This is a genomic window from Flavobacterium taihuense (genome assembly GCF_019351435.1).
Classification (GTDB): domain Bacteria; phylum Bacteroidota; class Bacteroidia; order Flavobacteriales; family Flavobacteriaceae; genus Flavobacterium; species Flavobacterium taihuense.
Genome location: NZ_JAHWYN010000003.1, coordinates 60,676 through 76,495, shown reverse-complemented (window position 1 = coordinate 76,495; position 15,820 = coordinate 60,676). Strand labels below are relative to the sequence as shown.

Here is a 15,820-nt window from a genome sequence, read left to right as displayed (position 1 = left end):
TCTCCTTTGAGAAGGTTTTTTATGAATTAAAATATGATTTTAGATCCAAATTACATTGCTGGCTATGCCAATACTTTTATTACGGCATTGGTAGAGTATTCTCCAAAGGTGCTTTCCGCAGTTATTATTTTATTCATCGGGCTATATGCTATTCGAATAATTAATAGACTTATTCGAAAAATAATGGTCAAAAGAGAATTGGACCCAACACTTACCAAGTTTCTTGCCGATATTTTACTTTGGGTTTTGAGAGTATTATTATTTGTGACTTTCATCGACAAACTAGGAATAGGAACCTCTTCATTTGTGGCTATTTTAGGAGCAATGGGACTTGCCGTTGGTCTATCTTTGCAAGGTTCGTTATCCAATTTTGCGGGTGGAATGCTGATTATTCTTTTCAAACCTTTTAAAGTGGGAGATACGATTGAAGCTCAAGGCGTTTTAGCAACGGTACAGGAAATACAAATTTTTGTAACCAAATTAATTACTTCTAACAATCAAACTATTTTTGTTCCAAATGGCGCTTTGTCCAATGGAACAATTATTAATTATTCTATGCAAGGATCCAGAAGAGCAGATTTGACCATTTCATTATCTTACGACACTGATCTTAAAAAGGCAAAAGACATCATAACTAAAGTTTTGGCTAACAATCCTAAAGTCTTAACTTCTCCTGTTGCCGAAGTAGCGGTTAAGAACTTAACGGACAATGCCATTCAACTAGCAGTAAGGCCTTGGGCAAAAAACGAAGACTTTGGAGTTGTTGTCTCTGATACTTTGGAAAACTGTAAATTAGCTTTTGATGCTGCAGGAATTGCTTTCCAACCATACATCGCCGAGTTCTCAAAAAAACAATAAGAAACGACAAACTATTTTTTTGAAGTGGTAATTAAAAAGTCTTTCAAATAATAAGGTTCAAAATAAGCGACATCCACAGTGTCGCTTATTTTGTATTTATCAAAACTCAAAGTACTCATTTCATTCGCAGAAGGATACTTAATCGCATCTAAGAACACAAAATTATCTTTCGTTAAAACACTTTTACATTTTTCATTACAATCTCCTACAAAATAAACAGTCTCTTGAATCTCTTCGAAAGAATTTTCGGTGATAATTTCGGCTAAAACCTCTCGTTTTTTTTCTAAAGAAGCAGAAAAAATGGCACAGTACACTTCCATTCGGCGAGCATCAATCATAGGAACAATTAAACCGTCTGTAACTACTACTTTAGAAGCCAATGTTCGTAAAGTATCTACCGCAATTAATGGTACATCCAAAGCATAACACAAGCCTTTTGCCGCCGAAACGCCAATTCGCAATCCAGTATACGATCCAGGTCCTTGACTTACGGCAATTGCCGCCAAATCTTTCAATGCTATATTAGCTTCACTAATGATTTCTTCAATAAAAACGTGTAAACGCTCTGCATGAGAATAGCCTTCTTCAGCAATTTCTTTGCACAATATTGTTTTTCCTTCTTTTGCCAAAGCAACAGAACAATTTTTGGTAGCGGTTTCAATGTTAAGGATGTAAGACACTTTAATTTTAGATTTTAGATTGTAGATTTTAGATTGTATGTTACAAATCTAAAACATCAAATAATGAATATGCATGCAAATTTACACCGAATTTTGAAAAATCCTTTATAAAAAACAAAAGCACGCCCTGAAATTTCTTGACGTGCTTTTATTTTTTATGATTATAAAAACTATTTTTTCTTATCACCCTCCGTTTGAACATAAACTTTATCTCCAGAGTTTAGATCTTTTGAAACCGTAGTATAAGGTCCTGTAATAACTACATCCCCTTTCTTCAAACCTGACATCACTTCAATATTAGTATCATCTTGAATACCTGTTTTGATAATTCGGATTTTGGCTTTATCCCCAACTTTCACAAAAACACATTCCAGCTTTTTATCGATTTTCGGAACTGGCTTTTTTTCTTGAGATTCTGGACCATCCATTTTAACCGTTTTTACCGCTGTGGTATCAGATTTCACAACAACTGAACTGATAGGCACTTGAACCACATTAGTTTTGGTTGTTGTAATAATATCAACCGTAGCGGTCATTCCTGGTCGGAATGGAGAATAAGAAGCTGGCTTACCAACCACTAAATCTTGATAGGATTCTTTTAAAATTCTAACTTTCACTTTAAAATTAGTAACCTGATCTGCGGTCAAAGCCGTACTTGCTGAATTGGAAATACTTGTAACCACTCCTTTGAATTGTTTTTTCAAGTAGGCATCCACTTCAACATTGGCAAAATCCCCCACTTTTATTTTTACAATATCATTTTCGTTTACATCGACTTCAACTTCCATATTGTTTAAGTTGGCCACTCTTAAAAGTTCGGTTCCCGCCATTTGTTGTGTTCCCAAAACTCTTTCCCCCAGTTCTACATTCAACACTGATATTGTTCCATCTGCAGGAGCGTAAATTATAGTTCTCCCTAAATTGTCTTTGGCTTCATTTACAGATGCCGAAGCACTTTGCACATTATAATAAGCAGATTGTTTATTAGCTTTTGCCACCTCAAAAGATGCTACCGATTTATCCCAATCCGATTTTGAAATAATTCCTTTCTCGAACAATGTTTTATTTCTTTCGTAATTGGCTTTAGCTTCGTTAAAAGAGGCATCAGACTGACTTAGGCCTGCTTTAGTTCCAGATAAATTGGCAACTGTTCTATTTAAACCAGAAGTATATAAATCAGGATTTATCTTTACCAATAAATCTCCTTTTTTTACGACTTGTCCTTCTTTGATAGGCAAATCAATAATTTCACCAGAAACCATCGAAGCGATTTTTACCTCAATTTCAGGTTGAATTTTACCTGTAGCCGATACCGTTTCAACTATCGTCCCTGTTTCAACATTGGCAATTTCTACTTCTTTGCCTTTATCTTTATTTCCGATAATTCCAGCTTTTGAAAGCCCTATTAATACTCCAATAATTGCTACTGCTGAGCCTATTAAAATGTAAATTGTTTTTTTTGACATGGTTTTTATTTTTTCATGATTTGATCGATTGGAATTCCGAAATAAAATTCTAATATTTTTATTTTAAAGATATAATCGTATTTGGTTCTTATAACTTCAGATTGTGCATTGGTAAGCAAAGTTTGCGATTGATTAAAATCGAAAGAATTCATCAAACCTACTGCGTATTTTTCCTTTGCATAATTATAAGCCTCTTCTCTAGATTCCAAAGCTACGATCGACGATTCATGAGCATTCATAGCACCCTTTGCATCTGTAAAAGCAGTATATACATTTCTTTGCAAATCTAAGTCTTCTTTTTCTAATGCAATTTTAGATTTTTCTAAAGCAACTTTATTACGATCTACATTGTTTCTTACTGAGAATCCGTTAAATACAGGAATTGATAATTGCAGTCCTAAATTTTGACCTTTATTATCATTTAACTGCTCCAATGGTGGCTTTGCTGACTCTGATTGACCCGTTTGAACGTTATAAGTATCCGCATATGACACACGACTATCAAAACCATAAAAAGCTGTTAACGTCGGCTGAAAAGCTCCTTTGGAAATGGCTACATCTTTCTCAGCAATTTCTAAATTGGTTTGCGCAATTTTCAACTCCGTTCGACTTTCTTTTGCTTTTGCATAAATATCAATTGGTTTGATTGACATGATATTATTTTCATCTTTAACATCGGTATCATCAATTACATCAAAATCCCAAAATTCTTTTAATTGTAGTAATTGCGCCAAACTCAATTTCGAAATCAATAAAGAATTCTCGGCTGCAACAACATTTTGTTTATTAGTGGCTAACGTTGCTTTTACGTCTAATAAATCACCACGAGGAATAGAGCCCGCTTTGACCAATTCTTCAGAGCGTTTGTATTGCTTTTCGTTAATCCCCAATTGTTCTTGTTGCACTTTTAAGTTTTCTTTATTAAAAAGCACTTGCAAAAAAGCATTGGCAACATTCAAAGCTATGTCTTCTTGCATTTTTACCAATTTGTATTTAGAAGCTACAATGGAAAGATTGGCTCTTCGCAGTGTGTTTTGATTTTGCATCCCTTTGTAGATATCCACTCCTACATTGGCACCAACACCAGTGAATTGTGTCGTTTGATTTCTCAAAAGTCCAGTTGTAATATCCTGGTTCAAACCGATATTCCAAGAATGGTTGGCACTTAAATTAGCACTTGGCAAAAATCTCCCGAAAGCCCCTCTTTTATCAATATTGGCCGAAATCGTATCCAGTTCGGTATTTTTTATGGAAATATTATTTTTTATGGCATATTTTACACACTCTTCCAAAGTCCATGCTTTTGTTTGTGCTTGTGTTGAAAGTCCAATCAGGAAGACAAAAGCGATACTTATATAATTTATTTTTTTCATTTTTATTGGAATAAAAACGCAGTACATCCGCTGCATATATTTAACTTATTATTTTTTTTTTCAAAACCTTCTTAGCTATTAATTTGGCTTTACTTCTTCGGTTTTCAAACCTTGGTTCCAAACTTTAATTTTATCAGAAGACTTAAGTCCGCTTTTCACTTGAACATAAATCCCGTCGCTAACACCCAGTGTTATATCTTTTCTTTCAAATTTTTGTTTGGTTGTTTCAATCTCAACATACGGTTTTAATGTTTTTTTGTCAAATTGAACTAATGATTCTTTTAAAGCTTGCACTTTATCCGCTTTTTCCAAAATAATAGAAGCATTGGCGCTCAAACCTGCTCTGATAAAAGTATTGTCTCTATTGGTTAATGTCGCTTTTATTTCAAATTGAATGGCTCCATTTTCAGTTTTCCCTTTTGGTGCTATGTAAGTCAAAACAGCAGTAAACTTTTTATTTTCAATGGCTCCCACGGTAATTTCGATAGGCATATTTAATTTGATCTTTCCTACTTCCGATTCGTCTACTTTACCCACAAATATCATTCTTCCTATATCAGCAACACTTGCAATAGTAGTTCCTTCATTAAAATTATTGCTTTCAATTACTTGATTACCCACTTTAACCGGAACATCCAGCACCATTCCATTTACTGTAGAACGAATCAAAGTATTGGCATAATTTCCTAAACCAGAAGTTGTTCCTGTTTTTACGATATCAAATCCTTGTATTGAAGCGTTATAATTTTGTTTGGCTTGATTGTAAGCCAATTGCGCAGCATCAAAATCATTGGCAGAAATCACTCCTTTATCAAACAAGGTTTTTTGTCTTTGATATAATTTCTCTTGGTTATCCAATTCAATTTTTGCGGTTTTCACTTGATTTTGTGAATTACTTAAATTAGATACATTGGCAACCACTTTAATTTTAGCAATCAGATCACCAGCCTTTACTGATTCACCCGCCTTTATATATACCGCTTCAATGATTCCAGAAATATTTGGTTTAATCAATACTTCCTCATCTGGCACAATATTTCCTGTAGCAAGAGTACTTTTTACTATCGTTTTCACTTCCACCTTATCAGTTTCAAAAACTATAGGCGATTCCTGATTTTTGGCGTACAAATAATATAAAGCCCCGAAGAAAACTATCGCTATTAAAATCAGTACGGTTATGGTTAATCCTTTTTTCATTTTGTGAATTTTTTATTCGATTATTATTGTTTTTTGATTGAAATTTTATTCTGTTCGTAAAGCGTCTACCGGTTTAACATTTATGGCGGTTTGTGCTGGAATAAATCCTGCTAATAATCCTGAACCCACTAAAATTAGCAAGGCTATAAAAACAACCACTAAATCAACACTCGGATTAATAAACATTATTCCGTCTGTAGGCATTGATGCCAAAATCATATTCAGTATGGCCAACAAACCTGTGGCTACAGCGATACCAAACATACCTGCTATTATGGTAAGTGAAATTGCTTCTAATAATATTTGGGATCGAATAGCGCCTGGTGTTGCTCCTAATGCTCTTCGGATTCCGATTTCGTTAGTTCGTTCTTTCACAACGATTAACATAATATTTGAAATACCAATAATACCGGATAACAATACTAATGTCCCAACAAAATAAGCGATGAATTTAAGCACCATAAACAAATCCTGCACTTTTTGAAATTCAGCAAACAAGTCAAAATTACCAACAGCTCTTTCATCATCGGGGTGAATAGAATGTCTTTCGCGCATAAATGCAAGGATTCCAGGTCTTAGCTTTGTAATTGATGCATCGTCATTCGCGGTAAGTGCCATCCAACCAACGGTATCTCCAAAATTAAAAGCCTGTTGAAAAGTAGTGAAAGGGATAAAAATGTTTTTTTGAGCAGATTCGGCATTCCCATTATTATTCCCCTTGGATTTATAAACCCCAACCACCATAAAATTAACACCATTTATTTTGATATACGTACCAATAACTTCTTCAGCATTCATATACAATTCATTGATAACACCGTTACCAACTATAGCTACTTTACGTCTGGAAAGAATGTCTTGTTGATTTACGAAACGTCCCTTGACAATATCCATTTGCTCTTGTTTGACCAATTCTGGATAATCTCCATAAATGGTATAAGCTCCTGTTTTTGTCCCTCTAACAACATTACTCACTCCGTTAAAATCACCCAATTGGTTACGAGGAGAAACGTACAACAGGTCTGGAAATTTTTGTTTTAGGGCATCAACATCACTATTCTTAAAATCATATCGCCGCGTTTTAGGCAACCCTTTATAGGCTTTCGAAGTAGTTTGTGTCCACATAAACATAGTATTTGTCGCTATTCCGTCAAATCCTTTTTTCACTCCATTCTCCAATCCGTTTGAAGCGGCTAATAATATTACCAAAATGAATATTCCCCAAAACACGCCAAAAGCGGTAAGCAACGTTCGGAAGGTATTGGCAGTCAGCGCCTCTAAAATTTCGTTCCAATTTTCTCTATCAAACATAATTATTCGTCTCTAAGTGCTACAATTGGTCTAATTTTGGCCGCTCGATATGCCGGAACAAACCCCGCCAAAGCACCTGCTATTACCAACACAATTAAGGTTGAAATAGCCACCGTAAAATCTACTTGCGGATTCACAAAATATTCACTTTGAGCATGGGGACCAATTAATTCCAAAAGTGCCAATCCTGTTAATAATCCAACAAAACCAGAAATCGTCGTAATAAAAATAGATTCATGCAAAATCATCACAATAATTGAAATTGGTGAAGCTCCTAATGCCTTTCGAATACCAATTTCTTTGGTTCGCTCTTTTACAATAATCATCATAATGTTACTAACTCCAACAACTCCTGCTATAATAGTACAAATTCCAACCCACCAAAAAAACAATCGAATATAAAGATTCAAATCATAGAATTTCTTGGCTTCAACAGTAGAATTATGTATCCCTATCGCGCTATCATCATCGGGAGCAACAGTGTTTTTACTTTTTAACAACGCTCCTAAATCAGTAGTGAATTTTGCGGCTTCGGCCAAAGCCTGTTCATAAGTGTCTTTCTTTTTAAGGGTATAAAACATGTTGCTAATCTTATCACCTGCTCCATACACCTTTTGTGTAGTAGTCAAAGGTAAGAAAACCCTACCTTCTTCTCTTTCACCTCCCGGATCTGTAAAAACACCAACCACTTTAAAATTGATGTTGTTGACTGTAATTTGTTCTCCTATAGGATTTTTTTCCTTGAATATGTCTAACTTTATTTTTTGGCCTATTACTGCTACTTTCTCGTTATAAATCAAATCATTAGCATTTATAAACCGCCCTTGAACAACAGTAGCATTTTCAATGGCTAAATAATCCGGATTTACACCCCGATATTGGTAGTTTCCTGATTCTTTTCCATAAGAAATAGTTACGCCCCAAGCATTGAAAGTTGATCCATTTTTTTCAAATTGATCTCCAAATTTTTGAACCGAAGCTTCATAATCACCATTTCTAAATTGTATTTGTCTTCCGGGATTTAATCCTTTGTAGGCTTTGGTGGTAGCGCCAGACCAAACCTCAATTATTCCAGCTGCATCACGTTCAAATTGTTTTTCGATTCCGTTTTGCAAACCCTTTCCAACCCCAAGAAGAATCACCAAAATAAAGATACCCGAAGCCACAGAAACTCCGGTGAGGAAAGTTCTCAGTTTATTTTTGGCAATGGCCTCAAATATTTCCTGCCAACGTTCTATATTAAACATAAGAAGAAGCTCTAACTTGTTCTACCATTTTATCATCAATGATTACTCCATCTTTCAAGACCACGTTTCTTTTGCACATAGCGGCAATATCCGGTTCATGTGTTACGATCAAAATAGTCTTCCCCTCGTCATTAATACCTTGTATCAACTCCATGACTTCGTAAGAAGTCAAAGTATCCAATGCTCCTGTAGGTTCATCAGCCAATAACACTTTGGGGTTCGAAGCCAATGCTCTGGCAATAGCCACGCGTTGTTTTTGCCCTCCGGAAAGTTCATTAGGCAAATGGTGCGAATGGGAAGCCAAACCAACTTTTTCTAAATATCGCATTGCAATCGCATTGCGTTCTTTTCTTTTTAAACCTTGATAGTAAAGAGGCAAAGCCACATTATCCAAGGCACTTTTGTAATTAATTAAGTTGAAAGATTGAAAAACAAAACCAAGAAATTGGTTTCGGTATTTAGAAGCGATAGTTTCATTTAATTTTTTGATGGGCACATTGTCCAATGTATAAAGTCCAGAATCTGCTTCGTCCAGAATTCCCAGAATATTAAGCAATGTAGACTTTCCGGAACCAGACGACCCCATGATGGCAACCAATTCACCTTCCTTTATATTGAAATTAATTCCTTTTAGCACATGCAATTCGGAATGCCCCATTTTGTATGATTTATGTAAGTCTTTAATTTCAATCATGATTTCGCGTTTTTTTTAAAGCAATAGTATTTCTCTTCTAAAAAATAGTTTTAAGGAAAGTGAATATTTAAATTACTAATTTAAAGCATAAGACTTATATCCAACTAAAATGTTACACTCCTAACCTAAAAATATATTTGTTTTGTTAAATTTGCTTTCAAAAAAACGAAACAAATGCTAAAATCTTTTACGATTCTAATAATTTTCATAATAACGCTTTCATTAACAATAAGTTGTTCTTCAACTTCCCAAAAAATAGAAGCATTAAAACCTGAACCAGACGATGCTGCACCATTGACTTATGCAAGTACCCCTTCATATATCAATCTTCCAGTGAATGTTAAACTAAAAGATATCGAGAACCAAACCAACACTTTACTTAATGGTTTAATCTATGAAGACAATAACATAGAAGATGACAATATCGAAATCAAAGTTTGGAAACAAGCCCCAATCACCATTACGAATAACCAAGGAAAAGAAGGCGAAAAAATAAAAACCGTTTTGCCTTTAAAGATTTGGGCAAAATACAGAATTGGGACCAAAACCATGGGTGTTGATTTGTACAAAACACAGGAATTCAATCTAAACGGGGTGATTACTTTGCTGAGCAGCGTGAGCTTGAACAATTGGAGATTAAGTTCAAAAACAACATTAAAATCTCTTGATTGGATTGAAAGTCCAACAATGACCGTTTTTGGAAAAAATATGCCAGTAACTTATCTAATCAATCCTGCAGTAAGTCTTTTCAAATCAAAAATTGAAAAAAGCATTGATACTGCCATCGAAGATTCTATGGATTTCAAACCCAATGTTATGGATGCATTATCCAAAATATGTACTCCTTTTGAAATGAGTGAAGCTTATAAAAGTTGGCTTAGAATTGTTCCATTAGAGGTATATTCTACCAATGCCAAACTCAAGAATGATTCGTTTTTACTTAACATGGGCATGAAATGTAATATGGAAACTTTGATTGGTAAAAAACCCGAATCAAAATTTGAAGCTAACAAGATAGTACTGAAAGCAGTTGAAAAAATCCCAGAACAAATCTCGGCTAATATTGCAGCTGTTTCAACCTATCAGGAGGCTTCAAAAATTATGACAGCTAATTTCGTCGGGCAAGAATTTGGTTCAGGAAGCAAGAAAGTAAAAGTTCAAAATGTGGCTATTTGGCATAAAGACGGAAAAATGGTGATTGCCTTAGATCTTTTAGGGGCGGTAAACGGAACTATTTATTTGAATGGAATTCCACAATATAACGAAACAACCAAAGAAATCTATTTTGACAAATTGGATTATGTATTAGATACCAAAAGCAAATTAATGCGAACTGCAAACTGGCTGGCGCAAGGAATTGTTTTGAGAAAAATAGAAGAAAATTGTCGTTATTCTATAAAACAAAACTTGGACGAAGCCAAACAGAGCATGATGACTTATCTAAAAAACTACTCTCCTATGCCTGGCGTTTTTATCAACGGAAAGATGGAAGATATTCAGTTTCAAAAAATACAGCTAACCAACCAAGCGATTATTGCATTTATAAAAGTTGATGGAACTATTAATGTTTCAATCGACGGACTGAAATAAAGTAATCAGTATGCGGTTTGTGGTGTTAAAAAAAGTCAGTCCTGAAAAAATATTTTTTCAGGACTGACTTTTTCATTGGAAGTGATATTAAACTACTGTTTCTTCTTTTTCATTCGATAAATATAATAACCAAGAGCTCCAACAAGCACATAAGGAATCACCATAAGATAAACAATCCCATCATTTATGGCAGCTGCTTTCGATGTGTTTTCTTCACCATTTAAGGCCGCACGGCACATGGCACATTGCGCACTAGCAGATAGAGAAAAGAACATAGAGCATAAAACAAAGAGACATACTCTCAACCCAACCCTTCTTTTTTCCATTCTCTCTTTTCTATTTTCTTTTTTAAACATAATAAGGCGAAATCATTAAATAAACAATTACTCCAGTAACAGCAACATAAAGCCAGATAGGAAAAGTGATTTTAGCGATTTTTTTATGTTTATCAAATTTATTTGCCAAGGCGCGAACATAAGTGATCAAAACCAATGGTATAATAGCAATTGATAAAAAAATATGAGTAATTAAAATAAAGAAATACGCATATTTGAAAACTCCCTCACCTCCATATCTAGTAGATTCGGCGGTCATATGATACGCCACATACATGACTAGAAAAGCAACCGAACAACCAATCGCTAATTTCATCAACACCTCATGACGCTTTCTATTGCCGTTTTTAATTGCCATTACAGCAGCAACCAACAATATTGCTGTTATCCCATTTACTGTAGCGTAAATAGGCGGTAAAAACGACAGAGGGGTTACATCAAAACCAAAATCTTTTAATTTTACTTTAAAAAGAACAGCCACCGCAACAGGAATCGCAATTGACAGCAACACAATCCATTTATTATATTTATGCTCTATTGTATTATTTTCCATTCTCTAATTAATCTATTTTCTAAATTCTATACTCTAAATTCAACTTTCTACCTCTTGTAAAATGTCTTCTGTTTCTCTATTCACACTATTCCTTTAGTAAAGCTTGAATATCTTGTTGAATGTCTCTAATTCCTTTTTTCTCCAAACCATCATAATATAAAATCGGATTACCATAGTCGTCTTTTCTACATCTGATGTTCCCATTTTTATCAATTAACGCAAAAAGACCCGAATGCTCGAAACCACCTTTTACTTTGCTATTTTCTCCCACATAAATATTAAAACCTTTATTGGATAAATTGTAGATATAATCATGATCTCCTGTCAAAAAATTCCAATTAGAAGATTTAACACCTAACAATTTGGCATGCTCTTTTAAAACAGCAGGCGTATCATGAACTGGGTCGATAGTTATCGAAACAATTCCGAAATTTGGATTACCAAAAAAAGCATTTTGCAATGTCACCATATTGGCATTCATCTTAGGACAAATAGAAGGACAGGTAGCAAAGAAAAACTCTAAAACATATACTTTCCCTTTGTAAAAATCGCTAGATATTTTTACATTGTCTTGATTAGTTAGTTCAAATCTTGGAACAGGCCCAATTTTAACCAACTTTCCATTTACTTCAGTAGAGCCATTTGCTTTGTCTAAACGATCACTCTGAACTACACTGTTGTTTTGCATTCTATCTACAATTTTTGGAATTGCATATATTCCAAAAACGAGTATCACAAAAGAAATTCCTATGTATGATTTATTTTTAAACATCTTTTATAATTGTTTTGTTGCATTATGATTCTTTTTCAAAGCAGCGCGATATTCATAAAGAATAACCTTAAAATCATCCAGCATTTCATTACTTAATTCAGCTGGATGAAATGTACTGTAGCCTTCTTTATAGCCTTTCTTTTCCTTCCGTCCTCTCAAATTTCTTTCTTTATCTACTATATAAACATCAGCAGTCCCAAAATCTGGATTCAAAGTACCCTTCAATTTTAGTTGACTAAAATAAGATTTAATTTCTTCGGGAGAGGCAAATACAAAATGCCATTGACTCACATCAGTAAAAGCTCCTAAAGCCTCAACCACTGCTTTAACGTCTTTCTCTGTTCCCAAAGGTGCTACAACAACAAACTGCAAATCTTTGAAATCATGATAACGTTGGTAAATCTTTTCGTTTAAGTTGAAATAATTTCCTCTGTTTTTAAGAATCTCGGTACCCGAAAAACCAAGTATTGTAATTTTATTATTCAAGCTTACTTTCTCACCATTTAAAGATTTCCATTCTCCAAAATCAGGAATCTTCGGAGTTATAATAGGCAACTTTGTAAAACTATTAATCCCTGAAGCAAAAAACAAATAAGCTACGATAGGCAATATAAATAACACAAAAAGAACGATATTTTTTTTCATTAGGGCTTTATAAAAATTATTGTACTAAAATAAAAAAAGGCATCCGTCGAGACGGATACCTTTTTTATTGAATTAATATCTAGTTAAAAATTCCATTTAATAGTAGAACTTTTAAAAACCTCAAATACATAGTCTCCCTCTGTCAATAGAATAAAAAGCAAATAACAAACTAAGAATATTAAAGGAAAAACCACTGCATTTCTTAACGCCTTTTTTTCTCCTTCCATGTGCATAAATGCCCATACAATATAATATGCTTTAACTAATGTCAATATAATAAACAACCAGTTTAACAAACTCATCGTTAAAAAAGTATGCATATACAATGCATCTGGCCTGATGATACCAAAAGCAACTTCAACAGTTGTGATCAAAGACAATAGACCAAAAACAGTCCAAATCCTTTTTGTATTAGAAACATGTGCGTGTGACATAATGATAAATCTAAAATTAAACTAAATAGAAGAATGTGAAAACAAATACCCAAACTAAATCGACAAAGTGCCAGTATAACCCCACTTTTTCAACCATTTCATAACTACCTCTTTTCTCGTAAGTACCCAAAAGAACATTAAAAAAGATAATGATATTAATCACTATACCAGAGAATACGTGAAAACCATGAAAACCTGTAATAAAGAAAAAGAAATCAGCAAAAAGCTTACTTCCATATTCATTATGAGTTAAGTTAGCTCCTTCAATAACCAACTTGGCTTGATTTATTCTCACTTGCGACTCTTCTCTAGAAAGTATTATTTTCTCTTTGTTTTTATTCAAAGTTTCAATACGCACCAAAACTTCTGGATGTGCTTTAAAACCAGCTTGAACTTCAGCAACTGTATAAGTAGGAATCGACGATTCACTCATAAACCATTTTGCTTTGTCTCTTGACAATAATTCTCTTTCTACTGGTAATTTAGCAGCAAAATCTTCCAAAGCAACACGATGACCCTCTTTGTCAACAAACTGCAGCAAACTACCACCTGTTGTTTCAATAGCTCCGTATTCACCTTTGATAAAGTTTTTCCATTCCCATGCTTGAGAACCAACGAAAATTAAACCTCCAATAATTGTAAGAAACATATAAAAGGCTACTTTATCTTTTTTCATTTGATGCCCTGCATCAACGGCCAAAACCATTGTTACAGATGAGAAAATTAAAATAAAAGTCATTAATGCCACATAATACATCGGAGCAGATACGCCGTGTAAAAATGGAAAGTGTGTAAACACCTCATCTGCCAATGGCCATGTTTCAATAAATTTAAATCTAGAAAACCCGTAAGCTGCTAAAAATCCAGAGAACGTTAAGGCATCTGATACGATAAAAAACCACATCATTAATTTACCATAACTCGCTCCCATTGGCTCATTGCCGCCTCCCCAAGTTTTTTCACTATTTGCAGTAGTAACTGTCGCTTCCATAAAAGTTATTCGTTAAAAAGTTCCCAAATTTACGTTTTTTTCTTATTTAAAGAAATATAAAAATAAAAATAAATAAACCCACAAGAAATCAAGAAAGTGCCAGTACATCGCACCTAGTTCAATTCCAAGAGTTTGGGTTGCATTATATTTTTGTTTAAAATGATTATAAATAATAATTAATAGAGAAATCATACCTCCGGCCAAGTGAATCAAGTGTACAACCACTACCACATACAAAAATGTAGTTGTAATTGAACTGGCACTTCCTGTAAAATAATGTCCTTCGGCAACAATTTGACCAAAGCCTACGAATTGCAAAACCACGAATGCAATCCCTAAAGCTAATGTAGTCAAGAGAAACAAAGTTGTATTACTTTGATTGTCTTTTTGAATTGCTTTTTTGGCCAAATGAAAAGTAATACTACAGCCTAAAATGGCTATTGTACTAAAATAAAATGCGGATGGTAATTGAAAATCCTTCAACCAATCTGCTCTTGATTGACTCACTACATACGCACTCGTTAGACCCGCAAACATCATTGTCATGCTCACCATGGCGAACAATAAAATCAATTTATACGATCTTGCCGTTCTTGCTTTATAATCTTCGGCTGTCATTGTCATTTCCATAATTATCTTAAAAATTTATCTAATATATACACTAATTGTAACAACGTAATGTAAGACACACTAACTAACATCAACGTTCTTGCTGCTTGCGCAGTTTTAATTTGGTACAACCGAACCGCATAAAAAAGCATCCAAAGCCCAAGACATAATACTAAAATTGCAGCAACAGGAGTAATAAACAAGCGTCCAGTATACCCTAAAGCAGGCAAAAGCGAAGCAATCATCAACCAAACTGTATATAATATTATTTGCAAAGATGTTCCTTTATCCTTCTTTCCGGTTGGCAACATAAAGAAACCTGCTTTTTCATAGTCTTCATACAAAAACCAGCCAATAGCCCAAAAATGTGGAAATTGCCAAAAAAACTGAATCAAAAACAAGGTTCCAGCCTCAATACCAAACTCACCAGTAGCAGCAACCCAACCCAACATAAAAGGAATTGCCCCCGGAAAAGCTCCCACAAAAACCGAAAGTGAAGTTACTGTTTTCAGTGGTGTATAAATACTGGTATACAAAAAAATAGATATGGCACCAAACATCGCTGTTTTTGGATTTATCGTATAAAGCAAAGCAACTCCCAAAATAGTCAGCAAACTTGCAACTATTAAAGCCAAACTAGAGGACATTCTCCCAGATGCAACAGGACGATTTTTGGTTCGATCCATCAAGGCATCCAAATCTTTCTCTATTACTTGATTGTAAGCATTCGAAGCTCCCACCATACAATACCCTCCAATTGCCAGCTTTAATAAAACCAGCCAACTAAAAGAGTGAGTGGAATCAAAACCAAGAACATAACCCGCAATTGAAGAAAAAACAACACTAATAGCTAAGCCAGCTTTTGTAATTGCCTTAAAATCAATATAAATAGATTTAATCGAAATGGGATTTGATGTTGTACTCAATGCAGATAAAATTGTTGTATTTTTTAAAAACTGGTGCAAATATACAAATTAGATTGAAAAACGGTCTATAAAATCAGAATTGAAAAATTAGTTACTTTTTTAATCGGCTTCTACTTCACAATTATTGGATTCTATAATA

General features: G+C 34.1%; 17 protein-coding genes. 2 read left to right on the top strand and 15 right to left on the bottom strand.

Features of this window, described 5'->3' with window-relative positions:
- The first annotated feature begins 33 nt into the window (after positions 1 to 33).
- The gene (locus tag KZH69_RS03725; protein WP_219316121.1) at positions 34 to 858 is read left to right on the top strand and encodes a mechanosensitive ion channel family protein; all 825 of its coding nucleotides are present in this window, start codon (positions 34 to 36) and stop codon (positions 856 to 858) included.
- A gap of 11 nt (positions 859 to 869) precedes the next feature.
- Here KZH69_RS03725 and tsaB read toward each other — a convergent pair whose 3' ends face one another.
- The 7 genes from tsaB to KZH69_RS03690 form a co-directional block, all read right to left on the bottom strand.
- Positions 870 to 1,538, bottom strand: coding sequence for a tRNA (adenosine(37)-N6)-threonylcarbamoyltransferase complex dimerization subunit type 1 TsaB (tsaB, locus tag KZH69_RS03720; protein ID WP_219316120.1), 669 nt, complete (start codon positions 1,536 to 1,538; stop codon positions 870 to 872).
- A 170-nt stretch (positions 1,539 to 1,708) separates the two neighbouring features.
- Positions 1,709 to 3,004: an efflux RND transporter periplasmic adaptor subunit gene (locus tag KZH69_RS03715; protein WP_219316119.1), complete on the bottom strand. Its 1,296-nt coding sequence runs from the start codon at positions 3,002 to 3,004 to the stop codon at positions 1,709 to 1,711.
- Positions 3,005 to 3,009: 5 nt separating this feature from the next.
- On the bottom strand, positions 3,010 to 4,377 hold the full coding sequence (locus KZH69_RS03710) for a TolC family protein (protein ID WP_219316118.1): 1,368 nt from the start codon (positions 4,375 to 4,377) through the stop codon (positions 3,010 to 3,012).
- Positions 4,378 to 4,455: 78 nt separating this feature from the next.
- On the bottom strand, positions 4,456 to 5,574 hold the full coding sequence (locus KZH69_RS03705) for an efflux RND transporter periplasmic adaptor subunit (RefSeq protein WP_219316117.1): 1,119 nt from the start codon (positions 5,572 to 5,574) through the stop codon (positions 4,456 to 4,458).
- A gap of 45 nt (positions 5,575 to 5,619) precedes the next feature.
- Positions 5,620 to 6,885, bottom strand: coding sequence for an ABC transporter permease (locus KZH69_RS03700; RefSeq protein ID WP_219316116.1), 1,266 nt, complete (start codon positions 6,883 to 6,885; stop codon positions 5,620 to 5,622).
- A 2-nt stretch (positions 6,886 to 6,887) separates the two neighbouring features.
- Positions 6,888 to 8,132: an ABC transporter permease gene (locus KZH69_RS03695; protein ID WP_219316115.1), complete on the bottom strand. Its 1,245-nt coding sequence runs from the start codon at positions 8,130 to 8,132 to the stop codon at positions 6,888 to 6,890.
- Positions 8,125 to 8,826, bottom strand: coding sequence for an ABC transporter ATP-binding protein (locus KZH69_RS03690; protein WP_219316114.1), 702 nt, complete (start codon positions 8,824 to 8,826; stop codon positions 8,125 to 8,127). The genes KZH69_RS03695 and KZH69_RS03690 overlap by 8 nt, the downstream gene beginning before the upstream one ends.
- 174 nt (positions 8,827 to 9,000) lie before the next feature.
- On the opposite strand from KZH69_RS03690, the gene KZH69_RS03685 reads away from it, so the two are divergent.
- Positions 9,001 to 10,416, top strand: a complete 1,416-nt coding sequence (locus KZH69_RS03685) for a DUF4403 family protein (RefSeq protein WP_219316113.1) — start codon at positions 9,001 to 9,003, stop codon at positions 10,414 to 10,416.
- Between the two features lie 92 nt (positions 10,417 to 10,508).
- On the opposite strand, the gene KZH69_RS03680 is transcribed toward KZH69_RS03685, so the two are convergent.
- The 8 genes from KZH69_RS03680 to cyoE all read right to left on the bottom strand — a co-directional run bounded on the left by KZH69_RS03680 (position 10,509) and on the right by cyoE (position 15,693).
- A complete protein-coding gene (locus KZH69_RS03680) occupies positions 10,509 to 10,772 on the bottom strand; it encodes a hypothetical protein (RefSeq protein ID WP_219316112.1) in 264 nt (87 codons plus the stop codon).
- Positions 10,765 to 11,304 (bottom strand): DUF420 domain-containing protein, encoded by a 540-nt coding sequence (locus KZH69_RS03675; protein WP_219316111.1) that lies wholly within the window; start codon positions 11,302 to 11,304, stop codon positions 10,765 to 10,767. Before KZH69_RS03675 ends, KZH69_RS03680 begins: the two co-directional genes overlap by 8 nt.
- Positions 11,305 to 11,389: 85 nt before the next feature.
- Positions 11,390 to 12,076: an SCO family protein gene (locus tag KZH69_RS03670; protein ID WP_219316110.1), complete on the bottom strand. Its 687-nt coding sequence runs from the start codon at positions 12,074 to 12,076 to the stop codon at positions 11,390 to 11,392.
- 3 nt (positions 12,077 to 12,079) lie between these two features.
- Positions 12,080 to 12,721 (bottom strand): hypothetical protein, encoded by a 642-nt coding sequence (locus KZH69_RS03665; RefSeq protein ID WP_219316109.1) that lies wholly within the window; start codon positions 12,719 to 12,721, stop codon positions 12,080 to 12,082.
- Between the two features lie 83 nt (positions 12,722 to 12,804).
- A complete protein-coding gene (locus KZH69_RS03660; protein WP_219316108.1) occupies positions 12,805 to 13,155 on the bottom strand; it encodes a cytochrome C oxidase subunit IV family protein in 351 nt (116 codons plus the stop codon).
- Positions 13,156 to 13,171: 16 nt separating this feature from the next.
- On the bottom strand, positions 13,172 to 14,146 hold the full coding sequence (locus tag KZH69_RS03655; protein ID WP_219316107.1) for a cytochrome c oxidase subunit 3: 975 nt from the start codon (positions 14,144 to 14,146) through the stop codon (positions 13,172 to 13,174).
- Between the two features lie 42 nt (positions 14,147 to 14,188).
- Entirely contained in the window at positions 14,189 to 14,776 is a 588-nt protein-coding gene (locus tag KZH69_RS03650; RefSeq protein ID WP_219316106.1) for a cytochrome c oxidase subunit 3, read from the bottom strand.
- Positions 14,777 to 14,778: 2 nt separating this feature from the next.
- Complete coding sequence (cyoE, locus tag KZH69_RS03645; protein WP_439649424.1) at positions 14,779 to 15,693, bottom strand: heme o synthase; 915 nt, start codon at positions 15,691 to 15,693, stop codon at positions 14,779 to 14,781.
- Positions 15,694 to 15,820 lie beyond the last annotated feature (127 nt).

Bases quoted from the DNA above. Each gene is read 5' to 3' on its own strand.
- KZH69_RS03725 (WP_219316121.1), top strand. From the start codon at position 34: ATGATTTTAGATCCAAATTACATTGCTGGCTATGCCAATACTTTTATT.
- KZH69_RS03710 (WP_219316118.1), bottom strand. From the start codon at position 4,377: ATGAAAAAAATAAATTATATAAGTATCGCTTTTGTCTTCCTGATTGGA.
- KZH69_RS03705 (WP_219316117.1), bottom strand. From the start codon at position 5,574: ATGAAAAAAGGATTAACCATAACCGTACTGATTTTAATAGCGATAGTT.
- KZH69_RS03680 (WP_219316112.1), bottom strand. From the start codon at position 10,772: ATGTTTAAAAAAGAAAATAGAAAAGAGAGAATGGAAAAAAGAAGGGTT.
- KZH69_RS03670 (WP_219316110.1), bottom strand. From the start codon at position 12,076: ATGTTTAAAAATAAATCATACATAGGAATTTCTTTTGTGATACTCGTT.
- KZH69_RS03650 (WP_219316106.1), bottom strand. From the start codon at position 14,776: ATGGAAATGACAATGACAGCCGAAGATTATAAAGCAAGAACGGCAAGA.
- KZH69_RS03665 (WP_219316109.1), bottom strand. From the start codon at position 12,721: ATGAAAAAAAATATCGTTCTTTTTGTGTTATTTATATTGCCTATCGTA.
- KZH69_RS03715 (WP_219316119.1), bottom strand. From the start codon at position 3,004: ATGTCAAAAAAAACAATTTACATTTTAATAGGCTCAGCAGTAGCAATT.
- KZH69_RS03675 (WP_219316111.1), bottom strand. From the start codon at position 11,304: ATGGAAAATAATACAATAGAGCATAAATATAATAAATGGATTGTGTTG.
- KZH69_RS03685 (WP_219316113.1), top strand. From the start codon at position 9,001: ATGCTAAAATCTTTTACGATTCTAATAATTTTCATAATAACGCTTTCA.
- KZH69_RS03660 (WP_219316108.1), bottom strand. From the start codon at position 13,155: ATGTCACACGCACATGTTTCTAATACAAAAAGGATTTGGACTGTTTTT.
- KZH69_RS03695 (WP_219316115.1), bottom strand. From the start codon at position 8,132: ATGTTTAATATAGAACGTTGGCAGGAAATATTTGAGGCCATTGCCAAA.
- KZH69_RS03700 (WP_219316116.1), bottom strand. From the start codon at position 6,885: ATGTTTGATAGAGAAAATTGGAACGAAATTTTAGAGGCGCTGACTGCC.
- KZH69_RS03655 (WP_219316107.1), bottom strand. From the start codon at position 14,146: ATGGAAGCGACAGTTACTACTGCAAATAGTGAAAAAACTTGGGGAGGC.
- KZH69_RS03690 (WP_219316114.1), bottom strand. From the start codon at position 8,826: ATGATTGAAATTAAAGACTTACATAAATCATACAAAATGGGGCATTCC.